The sequence below is a fragment of the Pontibacter ummariensis genome (assembly GCF_900188175.1).
In the GTDB taxonomy this organism is placed as follows: Bacteria; Bacteroidota; Bacteroidia; order Cytophagales; family Hymenobacteraceae; genus Pontibacter; species Pontibacter ummariensis.
In genome coordinates, this window is record NZ_FZOQ01000002.1 from 392,689 (window position 1) to 416,903 (window position 24,215).

At 50.5% G+C, this 24,215-nt stretch carries 23 protein-coding genes; 12 read left to right on the plus strand and 11 right to left on the minus strand.

All coding sequences use genetic code 11. From position 1 onward, the window contains the following. Positions 1–165 precede the first annotated feature (165 nt). Positions 166–789 carry a DNA-3-methyladenine glycosylase family protein gene (locus CHB92_RS03760; RefSeq protein WP_245842270.1) on the plus strand — a complete coding sequence of 208 codons (624 nt, stop codon included), beginning with the start codon at positions 166–168 and terminating at the stop codon, positions 787–789. A gap of 34 nt (positions 790–823) precedes the next feature. Here the strand turns inward: CHB92_RS03760 and CHB92_RS03765 are convergent, their stop codons facing one another. Further along, positions 824–1,735: a DUF58 domain-containing protein gene (locus CHB92_RS03765; RefSeq protein WP_089317824.1), complete on the minus strand. Its 912-nt coding sequence runs from the start codon at positions 1,733–1,735 to the stop codon at positions 824–826. Positions 1,736–1,738: 3 nt separating this feature from the next. Further along, on the minus strand, positions 1,739–2,155 hold the full coding sequence (locus CHB92_RS03770) for a septal ring lytic transglycosylase RlpA family protein (RefSeq protein ID WP_089317825.1): 417 nt from the start codon (positions 2,153–2,155) through the stop codon (positions 1,739–1,741). A gap of 133 nt (positions 2,156–2,288) precedes the next feature. Between CHB92_RS03770 and CHB92_RS03775 the strand changes: the two genes are divergently transcribed. After that, entirely contained in the window at positions 2,289–2,624 is a 336-nt protein-coding gene (locus tag CHB92_RS03775; RefSeq protein ID WP_089317826.1) for a DUF3276 family protein, read from the plus strand. 338 nt (positions 2,625–2,962) lie between these two features. Then, positions 2,963–4,060: a redox-regulated ATPase YchF gene (ychF, locus tag CHB92_RS03780; RefSeq protein ID WP_089317827.1), complete on the plus strand. Its 1,098-nt coding sequence runs from the start codon at positions 2,963–2,965 to the stop codon at positions 4,058–4,060. A gap of 111 nt (positions 4,061–4,171) precedes the next feature. Here ychF and CHB92_RS03785 read toward each other — a convergent pair whose 3' ends face one another. Continuing rightward, positions 4,172–5,491 carry a type IX secretion system plug protein gene (locus tag CHB92_RS03785; protein ID WP_089317828.1) on the minus strand — a complete coding sequence of 440 codons (1,320 nt, stop codon included), beginning with the start codon at positions 5,489–5,491 and terminating at the stop codon, positions 4,172–4,174. Positions 5,492–5,652: 161 nt separating this feature from the next. Between CHB92_RS03785 and CHB92_RS03790 the strand changes: the two genes are divergently transcribed. Further along, positions 5,653–6,516 (plus strand): SDR family oxidoreductase, encoded by an 864-nt coding sequence (locus tag CHB92_RS03790; RefSeq protein WP_089317829.1) that lies wholly within the window; start codon positions 5,653–5,655, stop codon positions 6,514–6,516. 3 nt (positions 6,517–6,519) lie between these two features. Here CHB92_RS03790 and CHB92_RS03795 read toward each other — a convergent pair whose 3' ends face one another. The 3 genes from CHB92_RS03795 to CHB92_RS03805 form a co-directional block, all read right to left on the minus strand. Continuing rightward, positions 6,520–6,966: an OsmC family protein gene (locus CHB92_RS03795; RefSeq protein ID WP_089317830.1), complete on the minus strand. Its 447-nt coding sequence runs from the start codon at positions 6,964–6,966 to the stop codon at positions 6,520–6,522. Positions 6,967–7,038: 72 nt separating this feature from the next. Continuing rightward, positions 7,039–8,394 carry a sensor histidine kinase gene (locus CHB92_RS03800; RefSeq protein ID WP_089317831.1) on the minus strand — a complete coding sequence of 452 codons (1,356 nt, stop codon included), beginning with the start codon at positions 8,392–8,394 and terminating at the stop codon, positions 7,039–7,041. Further along, entirely contained in the window at positions 8,384–9,769 is a 1,386-nt protein-coding gene (locus CHB92_RS03805) for a sigma-54-dependent transcriptional regulator (RefSeq protein WP_089317832.1), read from the minus strand. Before CHB92_RS03805 ends, CHB92_RS03800 begins: the two co-directional genes overlap by 11 nt. Positions 9,770–10,159: 390 nt before the next feature. Here CHB92_RS03805 and CHB92_RS03810 point away from each other — a divergent pair, with 390 nt between their 5' ends. The 4 genes from CHB92_RS03810 to murA all read left to right on the plus strand — a co-directional run bounded on the left by CHB92_RS03810 (position 10,160) and on the right by murA (position 15,191). After that, the gene (locus tag CHB92_RS03810) at positions 10,160–12,568 is read left to right on the plus strand and encodes an ABC transporter permease (RefSeq protein ID WP_089317833.1); all 2,409 of its coding nucleotides are present in this window, start codon (positions 10,160–10,162) and stop codon (positions 12,566–12,568) included. A 153-nt stretch (positions 12,569–12,721) separates the two neighbouring features. Then, the gene (locus tag CHB92_RS03815) at positions 12,722–13,078 is read left to right on the plus strand and encodes a tRNA-binding protein (RefSeq protein WP_218824228.1); all 357 of its coding nucleotides are present in this window, start codon (positions 12,722–12,724) and stop codon (positions 13,076–13,078) included. A 154-nt stretch (positions 13,079–13,232) separates the two neighbouring features. Continuing rightward, entirely contained in the window at positions 13,233–13,883 is a 651-nt protein-coding gene (locus tag CHB92_RS03820; RefSeq protein ID WP_089317834.1) for a DUF4290 domain-containing protein, read from the plus strand. Between the two features lie 3 nt (positions 13,884–13,886). Next, a complete protein-coding gene (gene murA / locus CHB92_RS03825; RefSeq protein ID WP_089317835.1) occupies positions 13,887–15,191 on the plus strand; it encodes a UDP-N-acetylglucosamine 1-carboxyvinyltransferase in 1,305 nt (434 codons plus the stop codon). Positions 15,192–15,428: 237 nt separating this feature from the next. Here murA and CHB92_RS03830 read toward each other — a convergent pair whose 3' ends face one another. The 4 genes from CHB92_RS03830 to CHB92_RS03845 form a co-directional block, all read right to left on the minus strand. Further along, positions 15,429–16,607, minus strand: a complete 1,179-nt coding sequence (locus CHB92_RS03830; protein WP_089317836.1) for a THUMP domain-containing class I SAM-dependent RNA methyltransferase — start codon at positions 16,605–16,607, stop codon at positions 15,429–15,431. A gap of 111 nt (positions 16,608–16,718) precedes the next feature. Beyond that, the gene (locus tag CHB92_RS03835; protein ID WP_089317837.1) at positions 16,719–17,405 is read right to left on the minus strand and encodes a hypothetical protein; all 687 of its coding nucleotides are present in this window, start codon (positions 17,403–17,405) and stop codon (positions 16,719–16,721) included. A 19-nt stretch (positions 17,406–17,424) separates the two neighbouring features. Continuing rightward, positions 17,425–18,183: an LVIVD repeat-containing protein gene (locus tag CHB92_RS03840; RefSeq protein WP_089317838.1), complete on the minus strand. Its 759-nt coding sequence runs from the start codon at positions 18,181–18,183 to the stop codon at positions 17,425–17,427. 1 nt (position 18,184) lies between these two features. Next, positions 18,185–18,697 (minus strand): LVIVD repeat-containing protein, encoded by a 513-nt coding sequence (locus CHB92_RS03845; protein ID WP_089317839.1) that lies wholly within the window; start codon positions 18,695–18,697, stop codon positions 18,185–18,187. A gap of 202 nt (positions 18,698–18,899) precedes the next feature. Between CHB92_RS03845 and murB the strand changes: the two genes are divergently transcribed. The 4 genes from murB (at position 18,900) to CHB92_RS03865 (ending at position 21,603) form a co-directional block, all read left to right on the plus strand. After that, entirely contained in the window at positions 18,900–19,916 is a 1,017-nt protein-coding gene (gene murB / locus CHB92_RS03850; protein WP_089317840.1) for a UDP-N-acetylmuramate dehydrogenase, read from the plus strand. 82 nt (positions 19,917–19,998) lie between these two features. Then, entirely contained in the window at positions 19,999–20,445 is a 447-nt protein-coding gene (locus CHB92_RS03855) for a hypothetical protein (protein ID WP_089317841.1), read from the plus strand. A 99-nt stretch (positions 20,446–20,544) separates the two neighbouring features. Continuing rightward, positions 20,545–20,994 carry a hypothetical protein gene (locus CHB92_RS03860; protein ID WP_144266264.1) on the plus strand — a complete coding sequence of 150 codons (450 nt, stop codon included), beginning with the start codon at positions 20,545–20,547 and terminating at the stop codon, positions 20,992–20,994. A 195-nt stretch (positions 20,995–21,189) separates the two neighbouring features. Continuing rightward, entirely contained in the window at positions 21,190–21,603 is a 414-nt protein-coding gene (locus tag CHB92_RS03865) for a hypothetical protein (protein ID WP_089317843.1), read from the plus strand. A 109-nt stretch (positions 21,604–21,712) separates the two neighbouring features. Here the strand turns inward: CHB92_RS03865 and CHB92_RS03870 are convergent, their stop codons facing one another. Beyond that, positions 21,713–24,106 (minus strand): endonuclease MutS2, encoded by a 2,394-nt coding sequence (locus tag CHB92_RS03870; RefSeq protein ID WP_089317844.1) that lies wholly within the window; start codon positions 24,104–24,106, stop codon positions 21,713–21,715. Positions 24,107–24,215: the final 109 nt, after the last annotated feature.

The window sequence follows — 24,215 nt, forward strand, 5'->3', positions numbered from 1 at the left end:
TTTTTATTTTAAGGGGTAGGGCTTTGAGCTACCTGTACGTTACTACAGGTTCTCGCTCTGCTGTTTGGTGATATCCTGACTTAACCAGGCAGATTGCTTGGTAAGCCCCTCTGTTAGCTTGGCTAGTTAGAAAAATTTTAGCTATTTGGGCTAAAACCCAACTGTATGCACCCAGATTTTATCTCTGCTGATGTAATGGCTGTGTTAGGCAAGGACCCTGTAATGGTCACCATCATTCAACAGGGCCGTCCCCTAAAGTCCTCCAAATCAGAGGACCTTTACTATAAGTTACTCAGTTCGATTGTTTCGCAACAGCTAAGCACGAAGGTAGCCGCTGTTATTTTCAGGCGTTTTACCGAGTTGTTCCCAGCACAGTACCCACACCCCTACTTGGTCCTCGAAACACCGGATGAGTCCCTGCGCAGTGCGGGATTGTCCTTTCAGAAAATCGGCTATGTACGGAACGTCGCGGCTTTTGCTGCGGAGAACAACCTGGCACACGCTACAATTGATGCCATGGAAGATGAGCCACTCATTAAACACCTGACGCAGATAAAGGGCGTTGGCCGATGGACGGTGGAAATGCTGCTGATGTTTGCCCTGGAGCGCCCGGATGTTTTCCCGGTAGATGACCTGGGTATTCAAAACGCCATGAAAAAGCACTATGGACTGGAAGAGACCGGTAAGGCCTTAAAGCTGCGGATGCAGGAAATCGCTGAGAATTGGAGACCTTACCGCACCATCGCCAGTAAATACCTCTGGCAGTCGCTGGACAATACTCCGAAATGAGCGAGGTATTGCGCATTTATTCTTATGCCAGGTGTTACCTTGCTTTCCCGCGCTTTACCAGGTAGGCATACAGCACTTTGTCAAAAGGCTCGTTGATATCCGCCGCTACCAGGTCTATCTTATATTGGCCGCACTTCAGGGCCAGTTCCCGCTTATAGCCCTCTACGGCTTTTTGGTAGTGTTCCCGCACCTGCGAGGGCTGCAGTTTTAGCTCCTGCCCCGTCTCAACATCCACAAATACATAAGGGCGCTCGGCAAAGTCGAACTCCTCTTCTGTCTTGCGGTCCATTACATGGAAGATCAGCACCTCGTGGTGCTGGTGCTTGAGGTGCTGCAAAGCGGCAAAAATTTCCTCCAGGTTACCCGCCCGGCTTAGCATGTCGCTAAAGATCACCACCAGGGAGCGCTTTGGGATCTGCTGGGCAATCTGGTGCACCACTTCGGCCACGTTCGTCTCCCCGCCCACCGGCTTTTCCTCCAACTGCTTTTGCAGGAGCAACAAGAGGGTGTGCAGGTGAGAGGCTGTGGAGCGGACGGGGGTCTGTAGCTCTACTTTGTCGGAAAAGGTAATCAGCCCAATGGCATCCCGCTGCTTCCGAAGCAGCGTGGCCAGCGCTGCGGCACAGAGGGCAGAGAAACGAAGCTTGCCGTTAGTTTCGACCGGATAGTACATAGAGGGCGACACATCCAGCAAAATGTGGCAACGCAGGTTGGTCTCTTCCTCGTAGCGCTTTACAAAAAGCTTATCGGTACGGGCAAACACTTTCCAGTCGATGTGGCGCGTGCTTTCCCCGTTGTTGTAAAGGCGGTGCTCCGAAAACTCTACAGAGAAGCCATGGTAAGGGGACTGATGCAGGCCCGTGATAAATCCCTCGACCAGTTGTTTCGCCAGGAACTCCATGTTCTCAAACTTCTGTACGTCGGCAAGGGTGAGGGGCTTTGGCATGGCTTAGTCTTTCCGTAAGATTTCAGCTTCTGAAACGTTGCCTACGGCTACTTGTTGCTTTAACTCGTCGCTTTTCACTTCCCGGAGGCGTACCTGCGCTGTTCCTTCCTGAATCATGTCTAACTCCTGTGCGGCAGCTCTCGATAGGTCAATAATGCTGTACCGGTTCTTGGCCTTCCGGTCGTTAATCCTGACAACCACGGACTTCCCGTTTCTGAGATTGGTTACCTGCACTGTTGTGTGCAGCGGAAGCGTGGCATGTGCAGCGGTCAGGAGGTTTTTATCGTATCGTTCGCCGCTTGTGGTGCGGTGGCCCTGCAGGCGATCCGCGTAGTAAGAGGCTTTGCCTTCTGCTGTATACCCAGTGGGGCTAGTAAAGAACGAAAGGATAAATATTAATACTATGGAACATATATTCACAGTATCTTATAGTTGGTCCGGCTACAAATATAGGGGGAAATTATTTATGCGAATTTTAAATTCAAATGTTTTTATATATCAGAAGTATATGTTACTTTTAGGTTCACAAAGTTGAATTTAACGTCTAAAAACGGTGGAAGAGAACAACGAAAAAGCAGAAATTTATTCCCAAAGAGTTAGAGCCGGAAAAAGAACGTATTTCTTTGATGTAAAGTCTACTCGCTCCAATGACTATTATGTAACCATCACGGAAAGCAAAAGAAAGTTTAAGGACGAGAGTTTCTCTTACGAGAAACACAAGATATTCCTTTACAAAGAAGACTTCGCTAAGTTCTTAGAGGCACTGCAGGGAACAATAGACCACGTTAAATCTGAGCTTTTAACAGAAGAGGCGCTGGCTGCCTTGGAAGCGCCAGTGGAAGAAACCTCCACAGCCCCTTCTTTCGATGAAGAACTGAAGTGGGAATAAGCCTTTCCTACTTTAAATAAATATAGGACTTTAGAGCCCACGGCACCACTGTGGGCTTTTGCTATTGCTAAGGATTCCTTGCAAGCGACCATTCCTTTTCCAGAAGGCGATGCGCCCTTGGGCTTCCTGTTTCCATACAGGCAGTCATACAATCCCCTCATAAACTATCCCCCGCTACACACGCATCGTTTTTTACCTTCTAAAATTAGAGCCCGTTACCGTTTCATAACTTTTTCGTTTTTTCAGGCTATTTATAAAATAAGGCCTTTTGCCGCATAAGGCGCTAAACCTCCTTATTTTATCGTATATTTGCGGCTTGATTTAAAAGATTAAAATTAATGGGACTAAGATGCGGTATTGTAGGACTACCTAACGTAGGAAAGTCTACTCTATTTAACGCTATTTCTAATGCCAAGGCAGAGTCTGCCAATTACCCTTTCTGTACCATCGAGCCGAACGTTGGGGTAATCACGGTGCCGGATGAGCGCCTGCAAATACTGGAGGAGTTGGTGCACCCGGAGCGGGTATTGCCAACAGTGATCGAGTTTGTGGACATCGCCGGCCTGGTAGAAGGCGCGAGTAAAGGCGAAGGCCTTGGAAACAAGTTCCTGGCAAACATCCGGGAAGTTGATGCCATTATACATGTGGTACGTTGCTTCGAAGACCCAAACATCGTACACGTGGCCGGTAAAGTAGACCCGATTGCAGACAAAGAGATCATTGACACGGAACTGCAGCTGAAAGATCTGGAGTCGGTAGACAAAAAGATTCAGAAAGTAATCCGTACGGCAAAATCTGGCGATGCCAAGGCAAAGAAAGAACTGGCCGCACTGGAGAAATACAAAGCGCACCTGGAAAGCGGACAGAACGTTCGCTCGCTGGGAGTAACGGAGGAAGAAAAAGAGGCCGTAGATGACCTGAAGCTACTCACAGAGAAACCAGTGATTTATGCCGCTAACGTAGACGAAGACTCGATGCTGACAGGCAACCAGTACTCTGAGGCGCTGAAAGAGCATGTAAAGAACGAGAACGCGCAAGTCGTGCTCATCTCTGCCTCCATTGAGGCCCAGATTGCCGAGCTGACTGACCCGGAAGAAAAAGAGATGTTCCTGGCAGAGTATGGTCTGCAAGAGTCCGGCCTTAACAAGCTGATCCGGGCCTCTTACGACCTCCTGAACCTAATCACTTACTTTACTGCCGGTGTAAAAGAAGTGCGTGCCTGGACCATTGGCAAGGGATGGAAAGCCCCACAGGCTGCCGGCGTTATTCACACCGACTTTGAGAAAGGCTTTATCCGGGCCGAAGTGATCAAACTAAAAGATTACCAGGAGTACAAAACCGAAGCCAAGATAAAAGAAGCCGGTAAGATGGCTGTAGAAGGAAAAGAATACGTGGTACAGGACGGCGATATCATGCACTTCCGCTTTAACGTATAAACTTCTTTAGCAATAGCATAAAAAGAGAGAGCCGTGGGTTTTAGTACCCGCGGCTCTCTCTTTTTATGCTATGTCCCAAAGGATTTCCATTCACAGCCAAGGCCTTACGGCTTACCTTCTGTTAAAGTAAAACTGCTCGTACCCAATCAACAGGTCGGCTCTGGTTCCTGGCGGCCGGTAATAGACCAGGATATCGTAAATGTTGTCTGTTTCAAAATGGCTTCCCTCAAAATAGCTGGGGTCCAGGAATGCTGCGCCTTTGGGCTTTACTGCATAGTAGTAATTGTAATAGCCCTGCTTCAGAAGCATCTTGCCAGAATACACGTTGCGCTCGATGTCATAAAGCAACTTTGCCTCGTCCAGTGCACGCCAACCCGTTAAAGCGCCCATTACATACACCTCCCCTGGTGCCTCCTCGGGCGCATACAGCTCAAAGTCCACCCACGTATAGTCCCCGTTAAAATCACCATTGCCATATTGTTTATTCCCAAAAATGCGCATGCCGTTGATGTCGGGGTCCTGGCTGTACACGCTGCGCAGCCGGCTTTTGTCTGGCTCCAGGTTTACCTCTATCGGACTGGCCTGCAGGTTAATGCTTTCTATCCCTATCCCTTTAAAGTTCAGGCTACGCGTATCGAAGGCACGAAACTCGCTTAGTCCCAGGAACAGCTCGCTCGGCTCGAAAAAGACGTACTCCAGGCGGCGCTGCGCATCCTGCACATAAGTAGGGCGTAGAATCACTTTGGCATTATCCCACCGGTAATTCTGTCGTATCACTGCTTTCACTTCCTGCGAAGGGTTCACAAGCGGGTAATCCCCATACAGCACATTGAACTCTATTGGCTGCCGCGCCTCTCTCCCACCCGGCCCCAAAGGGGCGCCCAGCTTTGGAGCCACCACCACGGCCTCCTCGTAAAACATCAGGCGGCGTGACAGAAGCGGAACTCCCCCCTCCTCCTGCACGACCAGCAGGTAATTGCCGCTAAGTTTGACCCGGGGCACCTTAAAAGTATAATGCACATAAGGTATTCGGGTGTTCACAGAGATAACGGCGTCCGTGATAAAGAACTCATTGAAGTCGGCCAAAAACTGAGCATTGGTAAGCGAAGAAGGGGTCCAGTCAGCATTACAATGCTGCATTCGCACGATCAGGCGCTGTGGTCCTGCATTCAGCCTGTCAAACTCCAGGACGATAGGGCGTGCCTGGCTTAGAGGGGCTACGGCTGGGTTGAGGACTTCCTCTTGCAAGCCTGTGCTCAGGTAGGTCTGCACCGAGGCGATGCTTTCGTCATAGATATAGTCGTCGTAAATGAGGGATGTGGGGGCAGTACCTGTACTGCTTTGCCCCTGCTGCTCTATAGGAACACAGGAGACCACGCCGCTCGAAAGCAGTGCTGCTAAGAGGTAGGTATAAGTGGATTTCCGAAACATTTTTATAGGGAATAGAGCTACCGAGGCAGCCACAAAAGCGTGATTTTCTTAAACGAATATAGTTAAATTAGGAAGTAAGTAAAAATTAGGCCAAGAGTTGCAACTTACTTTATAATTCAGTTCAAAGTTTGCTTTTATTAGGAGATCCCTTACCCGATACCATGAGAAACATACTATTAGCCGGCGCTACCGGCCACGTAGGGCAGCACTTGCTGCGCGAACTGAAAAGGCAGGGCTATCCTGTAAGCGTCCTGGCCCGCACCGCCGCAAAAGCCAACCAACTTCTTCCGCCACCGGATAACATCCTGGTAGCCGATGCCACGAAGCCTGAGACTTTACGAGGTTGTTGCCAAGGAATGGATGTCGTGGTTTCTACTCTGGGTAAAAGCATTAGTCTTACGGACAACAGCAAAGGCAGCTTTCAGGAGGTGGACTACAGGGCCAATTATAACTTGTTACAGGAAGCAAAAGCAGCCGGCGTACAGCAGTTTGTGTACGTCTCCGCCTTCTCTGCAGAAGCGCATCCCCAACTGGCTTACTTTAAAGCCCACGCTGATTTTGCACGGGAGCTAAAGCATTCGGATATTCTGTACACGATTCTGGAGCCTACAGCCCTGTTTTCTGCCTTTGACGAAGTGGTGGCGATGGCACGAAAAGGACGGATAGGCTTGCTTGGTACGGGCGATAAGCTGACAAATCCGATATATGAAGGAGATCTGGCGAAAATAGCGGTAGGGGAAATCGGCTGCCCATCCCGGACAATCGCCTTAGGCGGTAAAACCATTTATAGCAGAGCCGAACTGATTCGCCTGGCGTGTAAGGCGGCAAACTACAAGGGGTTCCTCCCCTCCGTTCCCTTCCCTGTTGTAGCAAGTGTACTACCGCTGGTAAAGTTGTTGAACCGAAATCTGTATGACAAGGTCTCTTTTATGATAGCTGTAAGCAAAGTGGATTGTGTGGCGCCACAGGTAGGGGCACATACACTTGAAGAGTACTTTCATATAACCCCAAAAGAGCCCGCCTGAAAGTTACACTTCCAGCACCGTTGTAACGGAGATTCCACTTTCCAAAGTCCGCTGCACGGGGCACTTAGAGGATATGGCCTCCAGGCGCTGGCGTTGCGCAGCCGTTAAATCCCCTATCAGCCGGAGCTTTTTGGTCACGTGGTTTAGCTTAGAGGCTTTGTCCTCGCAGTTCAGGCAGTCGCTGGGATGTATCCGTTCATGCCGCAGACTCACCTCCGCCCGCTCCAGGGGCCAGCTTTTCCGCTGCGCATACATGTGCAAGGTAATGACCGTGCAAGCCCCCAGGGCACTCAGGATATAATCATAAGGGTCGGGGCCCGTTTTCACTCCCTGCTCTATCCCGGACTCATCGATGGTCATCTCCTGACCTTCCATGCCAATCTTCGCCAGAAAAGGAGCACTCTTATCGGCACTTACCTGCACAAAGCCTTCATTGTCTGTTAAACTCATCCCTTTCGTGTTTAGTCAAAACGCTTAACTAGGTATATGCAAGACAGCCCTTAAAAGTTATGGTTCACTCGTTTAGAAACGGAGGGTAAAGGTGGTGCCCTTCCCTATTTCGGACTGTACAGAAATGGTGCCCTTGTGCAGGCGCATGATCTGCCGCGACAGACTAAGGCCTATGCCGGAACCGGTCTTCTTCGTGGTAAAAAAAGGAATAAAGATTTTACTGGCTGCCTCCTGCGTCATTCCGTAGCCGTTGTCTGCTACCTGTAAGCTAATGCGGCTGCGCTCATCATGATAGGCCCTCAAAATAACCACCCCCTCTTTCTTTTCCCGCACGGCCTCCAGGGCATTTTTCACCAGGTTGATCAGCACCTGCTCTATCATACTTCTGTCAGCTGCCAAAAGGAGACTATCGGGCGGCACCTCGATCTGTAGTTTTACATGGTCATGCGAAAACTGCTCCCGCATCAGCGTCTTGATCTCCTTTAAAAGTTCTCTAACGTCGAAGCGGCCTACCTGCGGTAAGGAGATAGTGGTAAGGTTCCGGAAGTCTTGCACAAAACGGATCAGGCCATCGGAGCGGCGGTGAATGGTGTGCAGGCACTGCCCGATGTCCTCCAACTCCTCGCGCAGCAGGGTTACCTCCTCAGCTTCGGTATCGGTATAACTCTCGATCTCTTCATGCGCGCTGGCCGACAAAGAGGCGATAGGGGTAACGGAGTTCATGATCTCATGCGTCAGCACTTTGATGAGGTTATGCCAGGCCTCCATTTCCTTGTCCTCCAGTTCGCTTTGAATGTTTTGCAAGGAGGCAAGGCGTATGCGGTCCCCCAGCAGGGAAAGCTCAATCACGTGGACGGCCAGGTTGGCCTGTTCTACCCCCTGCCGCACCGGCACCAGCGCTTTATCCCCGTTGTCTAACTGCTGTAAGCCCACAGCCAATTCCGGACTCACCTCTTCTAATTGTTGTACCTGTTGCAGTTGCCCCACGCGGAGCAGCTTTTTGGCGGCATTGTTCAGCAACAGAATGCTTCCGTCAGGCCTGTACGTGATGATGCCAATCCCTATGTGCTGCACGATCACCTCAAAGTAATGCAGGTGCGCTTCCTTCTCTGCCCGTACTTGCCGGAACTTCTCCATTACCTCGTTCAGGCGCTTTGCCAATTCCCGCTGGGTTTTGCCCTCACCCCCTACATGGAACTGCTCGGTAAAGTCGTCGTAATTAATGGAGTTGAGAAAGCGGAGTACCAGCTTGTTCGTGCGCTCATTAAACCGGATAAGCAGCCAGACCTGCAACAGCACCAACAGGGCCAGCCCGATGAAAGTACTCCGATAGGTGGGGTTAAAGCCAATCCAGGCGAGCAAATAAATGGACAGAACAAGCAGTGCCAGCCGCAAGATCAGCTGCAGACGGAAGTTCTTAAAGCTCATACTTCTCCAGTCTTCGGTACAGCGCCCCCCGGGACAAGCCCAACTCCTTGGCTGCTTTGGAAATGTTTCCCTCGTGTTTCTGGATAGCCCGCTGCACGGCCTCCCGTTCCAGCTCGTCCAGGTCCAGGCTCTGGCTCTCTGTTTGGTTTGTGGCAAGAGGCTCTGTTTCGGCTAAAAAGAAAAAGTCCTCCGCCTGCAGTTCCCGGTTATCGCTCATGATAGAAGCGCGTTCCAGCGCATGCTGCAGTTCCCGTACGTTACCGGGCCAGCTGTAGCGCCGCAGGCGTGCCAGGCCAGCGTCCCCGAGCCGTTTAGCCGGCTGCTTGTACTTTTGCGCATAGATCCCCAGAAAATGGTCCGCAAAAAGCGGGATGTCGTCCAGGCGATCGCGGAGGGGTGGCAAATTAAGCTCCACGGTGTTAATGCGGTACAGCAGGTCCTGCCGGAACTCGTTCCGCTGCACCATCTCTTTCAGGGGCATGTTTGTTGCACAGATCAGGCGCACGTTTACCGGTACGGGCTTATTGGTGCCGACCCGTATTATTTCGCGCCGCTGCAACACCGTCAGCAGTTTTGCCTGCATGGCCGGTGACAGGTTGCCAATCTCATCCAAAAAAAGCGTGCCTCCGTTGGCCGCCTCTATCCGCCCGATACGGTCTTCCTTGGCATCGGTAAAAGCCCCTTTCTTGTGACCAAAGAGCTCGCTTTCGAATAAGGACTCGGTAATAGCGCCCATGTCCACGCTCACAAACACTTTATCGGCACGGGAGGAGCGCTGGTGGATGGTGCGGGCAATTACTTCCTTCCCCGTCCCGTTCTCTCCCAGCAACAGCACGTCTGCATCTGTTCGGGCTACCTTCTCAATGATGTTAAAGAGCTGTCGCATGGCCGCACTGTTCCCCTCAATCAGGTTTTGCGGGGTGTTCAGTTGTGAGGTCAGGGTGCGGTTTACCTCTTTCAGCTGGCTCACCTCTTTATAAGAGTTCCTCAGTTTAGAGGCGGAGGAGAGGGTAGCCAGCAGCTTCTGGTTTTCCCAGGGCTTCAGCACAAAGTCGGTGGCTCCTTCTTTCAGCGCCTTTACAGCCATTTCTACATCCCCGAAAGCCGTGATCATCACCACCACTGCCGAAGGGTCATACTTCAGGATCTCTTTGAGCCAGTAAAAGCCCTCCTGCCCGCTCGTAATGTCCTGGCTGAAATTCATGTCCAGCAAGATGAGGTCAAAGTCTTCGTTCGAAACCAGGAAAGGAATTTTCCGGGGGTCTTTCTCCATCACCACCTCTTTGGCGTGTTTACGCAAGAGCATTTTTGCCGAGAACAGCACGTCCTCATTATCATCAATTACCAATATGCGGCCAAGGTTCTTTTCTTCCATAGTGTGCGAGTAAAGGTTACAGCAAACAGGTACAGAAATATTGTGCCAGGCTAATTTTAGGCTTGTGCCAGCCGTTCCTGGTGTGCCTCATATATGCCCAGTAGCACAGTATAGGGCGCTATAACTTCCTTCAGGGCCCGGAAAGAGGGAAATTCCTGCTGCTTGATTTTGTATCTTTATACCCTAAGGTAAATAATTTACTGGAAAAAGTGTAGTCCGTCCTGTCCGGGCATGGACAAAAACTGTCCGGCAATGGACACAAAAAACAGAAGTAACAGGCTTAAACTCGGTGTAAAGGCACTTCTGAGGTTTTGGCACAGCGCTAGCAAGTAATAAGTAACAGTTTAAAGCTCTTGAAGCCTTAAGTTCGATCATTAACCACATAAAACTATGCTAAAGCTATATTTCCTCACCGCCTTCCGTTCGCTGTTGCGCAACAAAAGTTACAGCCTCCTGAACGTATCCGGCCTCGCGCTGGGCATTACCTGTAGTATTCTGCTCTTTCTTATCATAAAGTATGAACTCAGTTATGATACCTTCCACAGCAAGGCCGAGCGAATTTACCGGGTGAATTCTGACATGAGCTATGAGGGCGACATTACCCGTAACACGGGTATCCGTTTCCCAGTGGCAGGCTTGTTAAGAGCAAACGGAAAGCTAGGCATGGAAAATATGGTACAGGTGTATGCCGAAGACGGTGCCCAGATCAATGTGCTGAGTGAAAACGGCAACGTAAAAAAGCGGTTTTTGGAAGAAGAATCCGTTGGTTTTGTAGAGCCTGGCTTTTTCGACTTGTTTGACTTTGAGACAGGCAGCGCAGACCCCAGAGGTGCTTTGGGAGAGCCTAACACAGTGGTGCTTACGCAAAGTGCAGCCGATAAATACTTCCCCGAAGGGAACGCAGTGGGCAAACTGCTCCGATACAATAACCTGCTGACGCTTAAAGTCAGCGCCGTGATTCCGGATTTCCCCTCCAACACCGACTTCCCCTTTACCATGCTGCTGTCTTACGAGTCGTATAAGAATTACACGACCCTGGACATCAGCACGTTCGACAACCTGACCAGCAACCACCAGCTTTATGTACTCCTGCCTGAAGGCGTATCCCCCCAGGCTAAAGAGACTGAAATAAGCAATTTTATCAACCAGAACAGAAAACAGCATCCCCGCATAAAAGAGACATTTAGTTTACAGCCGCTGAGCGACCTGCACTTTAACTCGGACTATGGTAACTACGGGCAACGGACTATTTCCAGGGAAATCATCTGGTCGATGGCACTGATCGGCATTTTCCTGGTGCTGGTTGCCTGCATTAACTTTGTAAACCTGGCCACCGCACAGGTCGTGAAGCGGGCAAGAGAGGTAGGCGTGCGTAAAGTAATGGGCAGCAGCAAAAGGCAGCTTATCCTGCAGTTCATGGGCGAAACCCTGCTGATCACCCTGCTGGCTTCCTTCCTGTCTGTGATCCTCGTAGAGTTAACAGTCCCCTACCTGAACGAGCTGCTGGAGTTAAACATCACCTTCAGCATGCTGCAAGACCCTATCCTGTTGCTGTTCCTGGTTGCTCAGGTTGTGCTCGTTACGCTGCTGGCAGGCCTTTACCCTGCCCTGATCATGGCCCGCTTCCAGCCGATCGAGGCCCTCAAAAGCCGCATCAACACACAACGGGTGGCAGGCCTCTCATTGCGCAGGGCGCTGGTGGTTCTACAGTTCACCATTTGCCAGGTGCTGATCATCTGCACGATACTGGTAAACGCACAAATGGATTTCTTCAGGAACAAGTCGCTTGGCTTTAACAAGGAAGCGGTCGTAACTGTGCAGCTTCCTAGCCAGGCGGGTCAAAAGATCATGCCCCTGCGAGCGGAAATGCTGCGTAATCCGGCCATTCGTAATGTCAGTTTTGCCGTCGCGCCCCCCTCTGCCAACATGACCTGGGCCTCCAGCTTCTCTTATAATAACTCCAGCCAGACCCTCCCTTTCAGCGCCAATATGAAGTTTGCCGATGAGAACTACCTGGACCTATTCGGGATTGACCTGGTGGCGGGCCGTGCTTATAAAAACAGCGACTCCACTTCTGTGCTGGTGAACGAGACCATGCTGCAGAAACTAGGTGTAAAAACACCGGCAGAGGTGCTTGGCAAGTCCATCGCGCTGAACGGCGGGACACTAAAGACTTCTATCGTGGGTGTGGTAGAGGACTTTCACCAGAACTCCCTTCACCAGCCGATTGATCCCACCATCATGATCGTCAAGCCAAACACTTACTCCTTCCTTTCCGCCAAGATAGACATGAGTCAAAAGCAGGAAGCCCTGCAGCACCTGGAGAAAGTATGGAGCATGGTATATCCGGACGACGTGTTCAGCTATGAATTTCTGGATGAAACCATTGCCAACTTTTACCAAGACGAGGCCCGTCAGAACACCTTGTTCAAAGTTTTCTCCTTTATCGCCATCCTCATCGGTTGCCTCGGCTTGTACGGCTTGATCGCCTTTATGGCAGCACAGCGCACCAAAGAGGTAGGTATCCGCAAAGTAATGGGAGCCTCCGTGTTTAACATCGCCCTTCTGTTTTCAAAGGAGTTCGTAAAGCTGGTGTTGATCGCCTTCGTACTCGCGGCACCAATTGCCTATTACATCATCAGCCTGTGGCTGCAGGACTTTACCTACCGGATTGACATCAACTTCTGGCCTTTTGTCCTGGCCGGAACCGTTACCCTGCTCATAGCGCTCATCACCATGAGCTCCAAAGCCATCCAGGCGGCTATGGCTAACCCCGTGCTATCCCTTAAAACAGAGTAACAACAGCCCTCCGCTCTTTAAAATAATACAGCAAAGGCCACCTGTGTGAGGTGGCCTTTGCTGTATGCCCTGGGTTATGCAGATGTTATAAGGAAATAATTTATATCTTGTAACTTATATAATTAGCGAAACACGGTAACACCACTTAAAACTATGCACACTCAACCAGATGCCATAGGCCTTATTTCCTGGGAGCACTTTGAGCAAACGGATATACGGGTAGGTACGATTGTAGAAGCGCTCGACTTTCCGGAGGCCCGTCGCCCGGCTTATCAGTTAGTTGTAGACCTGGGCCCACTTGGCCTTAAAAAATCCAGCGCGCAGATCACCAAGCGGTATACCAAGGAAGAATTAGTGGGCAGGCAGGTGCTTTGCGTCACGAACCTGGGCAAAAAGCAGATCGGTAAGTTCATGTCGGAGGTCCTTGTAACTGGTTTTGAAGACGAGAACGGAGACATTGTACTGGCCCAACCCGCCTCTAAGGTCCCGGATGGCAGTAAGTTAAAGTAGCTCGTAAGCTGGCCCCTGCTGTGGGCTGCTTTTTTTAATATACCGCTTTACCCAATAGCTGCGTACATCGTAACAGTGTCTGAAAAGATTTTACAGCACGCTTGAGCCAATGTACGCTCAAATTCCTAATTTTGAATCCTTACAAACGATATTAATGGAAGCTAGTACCACCTTTAAACAAGAATTGTTGCTACGCGAATATGGCCGCAACGTGCAGGACCTGGTGAATTATATTACCAAGGTGCAGGACCGGGCTGAGCGTACGCGCCTTTCTCAGTTACTTATAAACCTGATGGCCAAGCTGAATCCCCAGCTGCGGGATACACAGGACTACCAGCAAAAGCTTTGGAACCACCTGTACGTGATGTCTGGCTCTACCCTGGACGTGGACGCGCCTTACCAGTTGAACGCCATGGAGTACCTCAACGACAAGCCGCAGCCAATGGACTATCCGCTGGATACACCTAACTTTAAGCACTACGGCAAGAATGTAGAATTGCTTGTAGCGCGTGCCACAGAGTTACAAGACCCGAAAGAGCGGGAAGCTGCCATTGTTTCGATCGGGAAACTCATGAAGACCCTCTATAAGTCTTATAATAAGGACAGCATTACAGATGACGTGATTTTGGGGGATATCCGACAGATTTCGAAGGGCAAACTGGACATGGACCTGGGCTACATCGAGCGCAACAACCTGTTCGAATCGAATGTAAAACCGCAGCAACAGGACAACAACCGTACACAGAACACCGGCGGCCGTAGCAAAAAAAGCAACCGATCTTCCTCAAATACTAGAAATAAATAATACATGGCTTCTTTTGAAGTAATTGGAGGCAATAAATTAAAAGGCGATATCTACCCGCAGGGCGCTAAAAACGAGGCCCTGCAGATACTGTGCGCTGTACTTCTTACTGCCGAACCTGTTACCATTTCCAACGTCCCAGACATCCGGGATGTAAATAAACTCATTGAACTCCTGCACGACCTGGGCGTCTCAGTGTCCAAAACGGCACCGGATACTTACGTTTTTCAGGCCGACAAGGTGAACCTGGATTACCTGGAGACAGAACAGTACATCGAACAAGGACGGGCCATCCGCGGCTCCGTGATGATTGTAGGTCCGATGCTTTCCCGTTTTGGCATCGCCAAAATGCCAAAGCCAGGAGGTGACAAAATCGGCCGCCGCAGGCTGGACACTCACTTTATTGGTTTGGAAAGACTGGGGGCTAGCTTTAATTACGACACGCCGGATAGCTTCTATAGTGTGACGGCAGACAAACTGCACGGTGCCTATATGTTGCTGGATGAAGCCTCTGTAACAGGCACTGCCAACATTCTGATGGCTGCCGTACTGGCCGAGGGCATTACCACCATCTATAATGCAGCCTGCGAGCCTTATGTACAGCAACTGTGCCGCATGCTGAATCGCATGGGTGCCAAGATCAGCGGTGTTGGCTCTAACCTCCTCACCATCGAAGGTGTGGAGAAACTGGGGGGCACAGAGCATACCATGTTACCGGACATGATCGAGATCGGCTCCTTTATGGGGTTGGCTGCCATGACTGGCTCCGAGATTACGATCAAGAATTGTAAGATACCGGAGTTGGGCCTGATCCCGGAGACCTTTCAGCGCCTTGGCGTCAAAATGGAGTTCCGCGGCGATGACATCTATATTCCTGAGATGGACCACTACGAGGTGGACACCTACATTGATGGCAGCATCCTGAACGTGTCGGACCACACCTGGCCAGGCCTTACGCCAGACCTGCTCAGCGTGGCCCTGGTAACGGCTACACAGGCGAAGGGTACGGTGCTCATCCACCAGAAGATGTTTGAGAGCCGCCTCTTCTTTGTTGACAAACTCATCGACATGGGAGCACAAATCATCCTCTGTGACCCGCACCGCGCTACCGTCATCGGCCTGAACAACGAAATCCCGCTGCGAGGCATTCGCATGACCTCCCCTGACATCCGTGCCGGTGTTGCCCTGCTCATTGCAGCCCTTTCCGCCAAAGGGAAAAGCATCATCGACAACGTGGAGCAGATAGACCGCGGCTACCAGAACATCGACGGCCGCCTGAATGCCCTGGGTGCGCAGATCAGAAGGATATAAAATAGAGCAGAAGCAAAATTCTACCTAAAAAAGCAGCGGGAGCATTTACAAAATTGCTCCCGCTGCTTTTTTAGGATAGCTTCAGTCCTGACTGCTTCGCTACTACATGTCCTGTGCCCACAGCAGCAGGCATAAATGCATATCCCACCCTTTAAATTCTGTATTTAGCAAAGCCCATCACAGATGCGTTCAGCAAGAACTTAGAGCCTGTCGACAAAAGAATCTTTTGTAACAGGACTACTGTTCCCCTCCTCCTTTACGGCTACCTCTGTACAACTCATATTTCAGTAAGCGACAATCAATAGACCCGTTGTAAAGCGGAACACGGCGGGACGTACGAAGCCCAATACTTTTAGCGGCATCCAGGTTACCGGTAAACACAAAGGCATCATAGCCCTGGTACTTGTTCTTCAGGGTGTCCCCTATGTTTTTGTAGAGCAGGTTGATGTCTTCTGACTGAATACGCTCATTGTAGGGAGGGTTCATCACGACTACCCCTGGTATTGCAGGGGCTTCTGTCTTAAAGAAGTCCGCCTCCTCTACCTGGATCACGTGCTCTAAGCCGGCATTCTCTATGTTGCTCCAGGCAGCTGCCACGTAGTCCGGATCTATGTCATAACCGATAATAGCCGCTTGCGGGTCTCTCTTCTCCTTGGCTTCTGCAGTGTTCCAGACCATCTCAAACAAGCTCTCGTCATAGTCCTTCCACTGCTCAAACCCATAAGGGTCCCGGCGATACAAACCGGGGGCAATGTTTTGCGCCATCAGGGCCGCCTCGATCAGGAAAGTGCCCGAACCGCACATGGGGTCAATAAAAGCAGACTTCTTATCCCACCCGGACAAGGCAATGATGCCTGCTGCCAATACCTCATTGAGGGGAGCAACGTTGGTCTGAAGGCGGTAACCCCGGCGATGCAGCGAATCACCGGAAGAGTCGAGCGACAGGGTGACCTGGTTCTCATGCATGTGCAGGTTAATCCTTACATCGGGCCGCACGCGGTCTACAGAAGGCCGCTCCCCTGTAACCTTGCGGAACTGGTCTACAATGGCATCTTTTGTTAGTTGTGCTACAAACAGGCTGTGCTCAAAGGTTGAGTGGCTAACCACGGCATCGATGGCAAAGGTCTGCTCCAGGTCCATCACTTCCTGCCAGTTTGTTTTCTGTACCTGTTCGTACAAGTCCTTTTCGTTGCGGGCTTTAAAAGTGCGGATCGGCTTCAGAATACGGATAGCGGTACGGCACCACAGGTTGGCTTCATACAACTGGCGCAGGTTTCCGGAACAGGTTACCGCGCGGTTGCCCGCTTTGATGTACTCCATGTCCAGGGCCTGCAATTCAGCTGCCAGTACTTCCTCTAAACCAGCCAGTGTTGTTGCAATGATGTTAAAATTGCCATTCGGATTCTGTTTTGCCATAATGTATCTGTTGTAAGAATAAGAACGCAAAGATACAGCATTGGGTCACGAGTTCCGAATGACAGGGCTACAAGCGAGCTGAACCGTACCGGACGGTCCTGTTTAAAACACTTACAAGGCGATACCAACTTTCATTCCGGTCAGCAGGTATACGCCTGTACTGCCAAAGTCCATTGCGTTTCTGTCGTACCGCACCTGACTGTAGTTCGTCTTCACGCTGCTGTTGTTGTATCCTACCCCGAGATGAAAGTCAAAAAGAAGATGTCCGTCCAAAGCCGGAAACTGCGAGCCTACCATCAGCACCCCTCCTACACGATTGATTTTCTCTCTGAAGGGCCTGAGTCCGTACCGGTAGTACTCCAGCCCGTCCGCTGCGGTCTCCGGACGCCAACCGTTCTTCTCGAACCCTACTTCGAAATGATGATAGTTCATGCCGTAGGCCAGGTACGTTCTCCGCTCGGAGAAGGCAGGCTCCTCTGTGGCGTATATTCGGTGTTGTATCTCTGCGCCATAGCCAATCACTTTGGCATCATCGCTGCCATCCCAGCTACGGCCAGCAAAAGCATCAACCGTGCTCGTTTTACCTTCATAATAGCGGGGAGAAAAGACAAGGCCATGACGGCTGTCCTTTTTCAGGCTTTTCTCCAGGTATAAATGCAGGCCATTTATAAACAAATGCTGCGGGCTGAACTTGATGCTTATCTCGGGTTCCGGGGCTGTGTCAGCACGCTGAGCAGCAACCGGTTGTACTAAGACAAGCGTCAGGAGAAAGGCACTAACTATAAACCGCAAAGACATAGCAAGCTGTTTTACAGGGTTAAATAGAAGGCTCAACCAGTATCGTGCTAAGTAACTCCAGCTCCTCCTCATGGTACTGATATTGATAAAAGCCATCACTGCCAATGACCAAGAGGCGCCCGTTATCGGGAATCACATCATAGGCATTGATAGGAAAATGCTGTTTAAGCTGGATTGCCATCACGTCAGAGGCATCGTATACCTTTAAGCCATCATCACAAACAAACAGTGTGCTCCTGTCTATGCCTAGCCCTTTGGGGTTTGTCATATCATATTGCTGCACACGTACAGGGTCCAGAATATTCTGCAGGTCTACAATCTGCAACTGGTTGATGGCCTGCCGGCAGGCAGTACCAGTACGAAGGGTAATGTAGGCATAGCGGCCATCCGTTACGACAGGGTCGCAGCTTACCACATGCTCGTAATGCGAGAGGTGCTTTGGCGCTGCAGGCGTCTGGATGCTGTAAATGTGCATTCCTGTCTGTGTGCCAATAAACAGCTTGTCCTGAAAGGGGAAAATTGTTTCGATGCCAAACGAGAGCGGCACTTCCTGCCTCTGCCGTGGGTTCGCGGGATCCGAAATATCAAAAAGGTTCAGGCTTGAGTGGTCTACGGTGTAGAGGTGATCCCCGCTAATGGCAAACCTGGCCATAGAGCCTCCCTGACCTTGCGCTACGTCCGTTACCGGAGAGGCCATGTCGCTCTCGCAACTGCTGAGGGTTAGTGCCGTAACAGCCCATGCTAACAGCAACAAGATACTTGCTTTTCTGTTTTTCATCTTACTCCGGTTTCTTTAACTCCCAACCTACGATCACGGCATCCGCTGGAGCCCCTGCCCGATCAAACCCGCTTTCTATGTTGTCCGGAGGCAACAGCTCCGGAAGCGCATCCCGTACCCGCTTAGTGACCCGTATGTTGTTTAGGTCGTTCAGGTCAATTGCCAGCAGGTCCACGGCATTGTCTACATAAAGGATTTTGTCTTTCATGGCCATATCTATACAACCGGGCACTTGTATGAACGCCAGGTTTACCGGCAGCCTGGGGTCCTGATTATCGATGACATGAACCCCCTTGTACTTTTCGTTTATCAGGATGTAGTGGCCGTAGCGATACAGCTTCCCCGGATCTGATATAGGACGCGGGTCCTGCTTTACGATCGACTTCTCCAACTGCCGCCGGCTCATAAGCACTGGGGAGTAGCTGGACGCCGGCATTGGGTCCACATCTCCCGGACAGGCGCTCAACAGCGGAAGCAGGAGCAGCAGGAGTAACTTGACAGCTTGTTTCTTCATTTAGAGAGGGGCTTTGGACTTACATGAGATAAAACTATATATTTTCCTTTAAAACACAAGGTTAAACATATGTTAATGTTGTAATCTGCAGCAACTAAGAACAGTAGGGTTAAGTCTCCTGGTGGCCAGGCACTGCTGCTGTTTTAGCGGCAGCGCTTTCAAGTGTTCCCCTGCAAACCTACCTTTGTAAAAAACACCGCTTATGAAACTGCAGCCTGATTTTTCGCTGAAGCCCTACAACACCTTCGGCATTGATGTAAAAGCCAAGTTCTTCGCCCGGTTTGAAAGTGTGGAGGAACTACAGCAACTTTTACAGCGCCAAGAGTTGCAGCAAGCCCCCCTTCTGATTTTGGGAGGCGGCAGTAATTTGCTCTTCACGAAGAACTTTGATGGCGTAGTACTACAGAATGGCATCAAAGGGATAGAGGTGCTGGGCGAGGACGACAACTTTGTATATGTAAAAGCTGGCGGAGGCGAAGTGTGGCATGACTTTGTGCTGCATGCCCTGCAGCAGAATTGGGGCGGCGTAGAGAACCTTTCCCTGATACCCGGCACTGTTGGCGCGGCTCCCCTGCAAAACATCGGCGCTTATGGTGTGGAGCTAAAAGACGTGTTCCATGAACTGGAGGCGGTTCACTTAGCCTCCGGCCAGGTACACCGCTTTAACAACGAGGCCTGTAAGTTTGGCTATCGCGAAAGCATTTTTAAGAATGAGGTCAAAGGGCAGTATGTGGTGACCGCAGTGACCTTCCGGCTTCACAAGCAGCACCAGTTAAACACTTCCTACGGCGCACTCCAAACTACCTTGGCGGAAATGCAAATAGCACAGCCTACTATACAGGATGTTAGTGCTGCCGTGTGCCACATCCGGCAAACAAAGCTTCCGGACCCAAAGCAGATCGGCAATGCAGGCAGCTTCTTCAAGAACCCGGAAATTCCCCTCGCACAGTTTGAGGCACTCCAGAAAGACTTTCCGTCCATCCCCTCCTACCCTGTCAGCGAAACAACTGTAAAAGTACCTGCCGGCTGGCTTATTGAGCAATGTGGCTGGAAAGGAAAGGTTATTGAGAATTACGGCGTGCATAAAAACCAGGCGCTGGTGCTCGTGAACTATGGCGGCGCCCAGGGAGAAAACATACGGCAGCTGGCTTATCAGATCATTGCCTCTGTTCAGGACAAGTTCGGCATTACCCTACACCCGGAAGTAAACATTCATTAGCACCCACTAAAAAAATATCCACTTTGCCCTAACTATTTTTCCATTAAATCGCTATATGTCATATTACCTTTATTGAACCCTGATGCGCTTTATAAACTACCTCTTTTACTTCACCCTCCTTGTGTCTTTAAGCCTGCTGGTGTCCTGCAAAGACGACGAAGAAGACAGCGGTTTACCAAGATCAGAGCTGCTTACAGCCGGGGAGTGGCAAGGTGACAGGGTACTACTGAATGGCATTAACGTATCCAACCGTCCTGAGATCAAAGGCGCCCTTCTTGATATCGTAACCCTACGGTTAAAGTTCGACGAAGACGGTACCTACCAGGCAAACTATGCGGACGGCAGTGGACAGCGGCAGTATGTTGAAGGAGAATGGGCACTGTCTGAAGATGAAAAGATTCTGCGCTTTGACCTTTTCAAAGACAATGAACTGGAGATAGACAAACTTACCACAAGCGAGTTTGATCTTACAAGCGAAGTAGAGTACAACAACACAAGCTGGAACGTGGAGGTACAGCTAAAAAGATAAACAGAGCCTGCGCTTCTCCGATTTTTAAAAGAAGACCTAACGAGAGCTAAACAGGCGAGCCCTCTGCTCCCTAACCCTTTGTCACCTATAAAAAACTATATGAAAAAGCTACGATTCCTGTCACTGTTGTTAGCATCGCTCACCATGCTAACCTTCACTAGTTGCGACGATGATGATGAAGACAAAGAGCCAACCAGAACCGACATCCTCACAGCTGAGGAGTGGCGTGGGGATGCCATTTTTGCTAATGGCATGGATGTGACAGAGGATGCCATCGAATGGATAGGTCTGGATATTAGAGACAGCCGGATAAAGTTTAATAAAGATGGCACCTATGTTACCTACCTGGAAAGTGTACCGGATGATACTGCTGAAGGTGAGTGGGAGTTTACCAGCAACGAACAGGCTATTATTTTAGACAAAGGCTCTGCGGATGAAGAGACAGTAAACATTAAAACGCTTACTGACAGCGACCTGGTTTTTCAGGAGCAAGTTGAGATCCCGGATATTCCGGTACCGGTCACCGCAGAACTACGCTATACCCGTTAGCAGCAGCATTAACGGAAACAAGAAGGGCTCCCAAACAGGAGCCCTTCTTGTTTTGTAGGCCATGACATTAATTAAACTCATGTAACTGGTTCTTACATGGCTAAGAGCGGCCTTTTCGTCTTCTTCACAACTTATTCAGAACACTTGGGGTAATATCTATATATCTTAACTCAAATTCACTTTAATTACCTTAGTATGCATAATTTTAGATTACTTTATTACTGCTTGGCCCTGGTATGCCTTGTATCCTTTACTGGCTGCGGAGATGACGATGAAGACGATGTATCGCCAAACGTGTCGCTGCTGACCGGAGGTGAGTGGGCAGGTAACGCCGTGTTTTACAATGGCGAAGACATTTCAGAACTTTATGAACAAGAAACAGGGATGGATATCACCAGTCTCGACGCCCTTTTTGAAAGAGACGGGACTTTTGTTGAAACCTACGACGGCACTACGGTTGCAGAGGGCACCTGGGAGTTTCTAAACGATGAACGCGTTCTTGTCTTTGACCCTAACAACAGTGACAGCTATGAGACGGTTATTTATAAACTAGACGAAGACGAGTTATTCTATCAACAGAATGGTGTTGAGTTCAGGTTTGTACGATAGTATAGCAGGAAAACGGGCTACGGCTTGTTCTAAATCAGCAGATTTAAACCCCTAAAAAACAGAAAGGCTTCCCTGCGGGAGCCTTTCTGTTTTTTCATGTAGTTTGGTATTACTTCAGAACAGCCAGGGTAGCACCGTCACCACCCCGTTCGGAGGCCTCGTTTCCGAGGCTGGCTACCTCTGGCACGGAGTGCAGGTAATCCCGCACCACCTGGCGCAGTACACCATTGCCCCGCCCATGGATGATCTTGATCTCCGGAATGCCCAGCATCACCGCCTCGTCAGTAAAGTTCATCACTTTTGTTAAAGCATCTTCCGCATACTCTCCCCGGATATCAAGCGTAGAGGTAAAATCTGCCAGGCGCTTTGTAATGTTCATGCCGCGGGTGTAGCCTTCCGCCGCCTCTGCTTTTGCTTTCTTCGGCTTCGCTACCTGCCCTTCCACTTTCTCCAGGTTATCTACCTTCACAATGGTCTTTAGGCCCCCGAAAAGCACCTCCGCTGTCTTGCCTTTAATGCTGACCACCTGGCCGTAAGAGTCCTGCCCAACAAGAGACACGTTGTCACCTTCTTTAATCGTGCCGTTGGTTACCCGCTTATAGGCCGGACGCTTCTCCTCCTTGCGCACCTCCTGGCTAAACTCTTCCAGTTCACGACGCGCCTCCTTGGTTTTTTCCTTCTCGGCCTGGCTCTGCTTGATCTGCTGGATGGTAGACTCGATTTTTTGATTCGCGTCCTTCAACAACAACTTCGCCTTGCCTTTGGCCTCGCGCATGATGTCCTGCTTACTATCCTCCAGGTAGTTTCGTAGGTCATTGTACTCCTTCACCGACTTTGCCAGTTTCTGCTCCAGCTTGGCCGCTTCGCGCACCTTCTGCTCCAACTCCTGCTTCTCTGTCTCCAGCTCCTCCAGCAGACGGTCGTAACGGATCTTGTCTTTACCCACCAGCTTACTGGCTCTGTCGATGATATGCTTTGGCAAGCCTATTTTCTGGGCAATCTCAATGGCAAAGGAAGAACCAGGCTTGCCGATCTCCAACTGATAAAGCGGCTGCAGGTGCTTATGGTCGTAGCGCATGGCACCGTTCACGATGCCCGGCGTTTTCTCCGCATAGTTCTTCAGGTTCGTGTAGTGCGTCGTGATAACGCCGTATACCTTGCTGTCGTTTAGGGTCTGCAGCACGGCCTCGGCGATGGCACCACCCAGGATAGGCTCTGTACCTGTACCGAACTCATCCACCAGCACCAGGCTCTTGTTATCGGCCACCGTCACAAACTTCTTCATGTTGGTCAGGTGCGAACTATAGGTGCTCAGGTCGTTCTCGATAGACTGCTCGTCTCCGATATCAATAAAGATATCCTGGAAAATACCGGCCTCCGATCCATCCGCTGCTGGTATCAGCAGGCCACACTGCAACATGTACTGCAGCAGACCCACTGTCTTCAAGCTCACAGACTTACCACCCGCGTTCGGCCCCGAGATCAACAAAATGCGCTGGTCACGGTTTAGCTCCAGGTCCATCGGCACGACGGACTTACCCACCTGCCGGTGCGCAAGGTACAGAAGCGGGTGAAACGCCTGCTTCCAGTTGATATGCGGATGCTTTTGCAATTTTGGCATCGTTCCTTCTATGCGACGCGCAAAAGCCGCCTTGGCACGAATAAAGTCCAGCAGCCCCAGGTACTGGTAGGCCTTGCGCAGCTCCGGTATGTGATGGCGAAGTGTGTTGGTCAGCCCTGTCAGGATGCGTACCAGTTCCCGGTGGTAAGCGTTCTCCAGGTCCTTGATATCATTGTTGAGCTCGAAGATAGACTCCGGCTCGATGTACACCGTCTGCCCTGTATTCGACTCATCATGAATCAGGCCTTTGATACGGCGCTTATGCTCGGCTATTACCGGGATCACCAAACGCCCTCCACGAATGGTCGGCTCCGAGTCGGACGGTGTCCAGCCCTCGTTTTTCGCATGGCGCATGATAGAGGAAATCGTCTTGCGCAGTACGCCCTGCTGCGCGATCAGTTCGCGCTTCAGCCGTTGCAGTTCGGGTGTTGCATCGTCACGCACCGCCCCGGCATCGTCTACCACCTTATCAAGGGCAGCAATTAGCGAGCGTTCTACCACCACATTTGTCCCCAGGGCTTTCAGCGCCTCATACTTGCCTTCCTCTGCCCCTGATATAAAGCGCAGGGAATCGCGGATGGTACGCAGGGACATCTTGATCTCGAAAAAGGCTTTCACATCCAGGTAAGTACCTTCGATGGCAGCCCGGTCGAGAGAAGACGTTACGTCAAAATAATACTGCAGGGGAATCTCCGCATCGGACTCCAGCAGTTGTTTAAACTCATTTGTTTGTTGTAGCAATCGCTGCACCAGGTCATGCCGGTTCAGGAAAGCCATCCGGTTTACAAACTGTTGCCCCAAAGGACTCAGACAAAGGTCGGAGAGCATTTCGCGCACCTGTGCAAACCCAATTTTTATTTCAAAGTTTTCTGGATAGATCAACGGTTATCTTTTAATTTGTCGCAAACTTAACAACATTTTATAACAAGTCTGGTGCCAGCTTTGTTCGCCATGGTGCAACTTGTTTTTATGCCTGTCGCAGGTATATTTC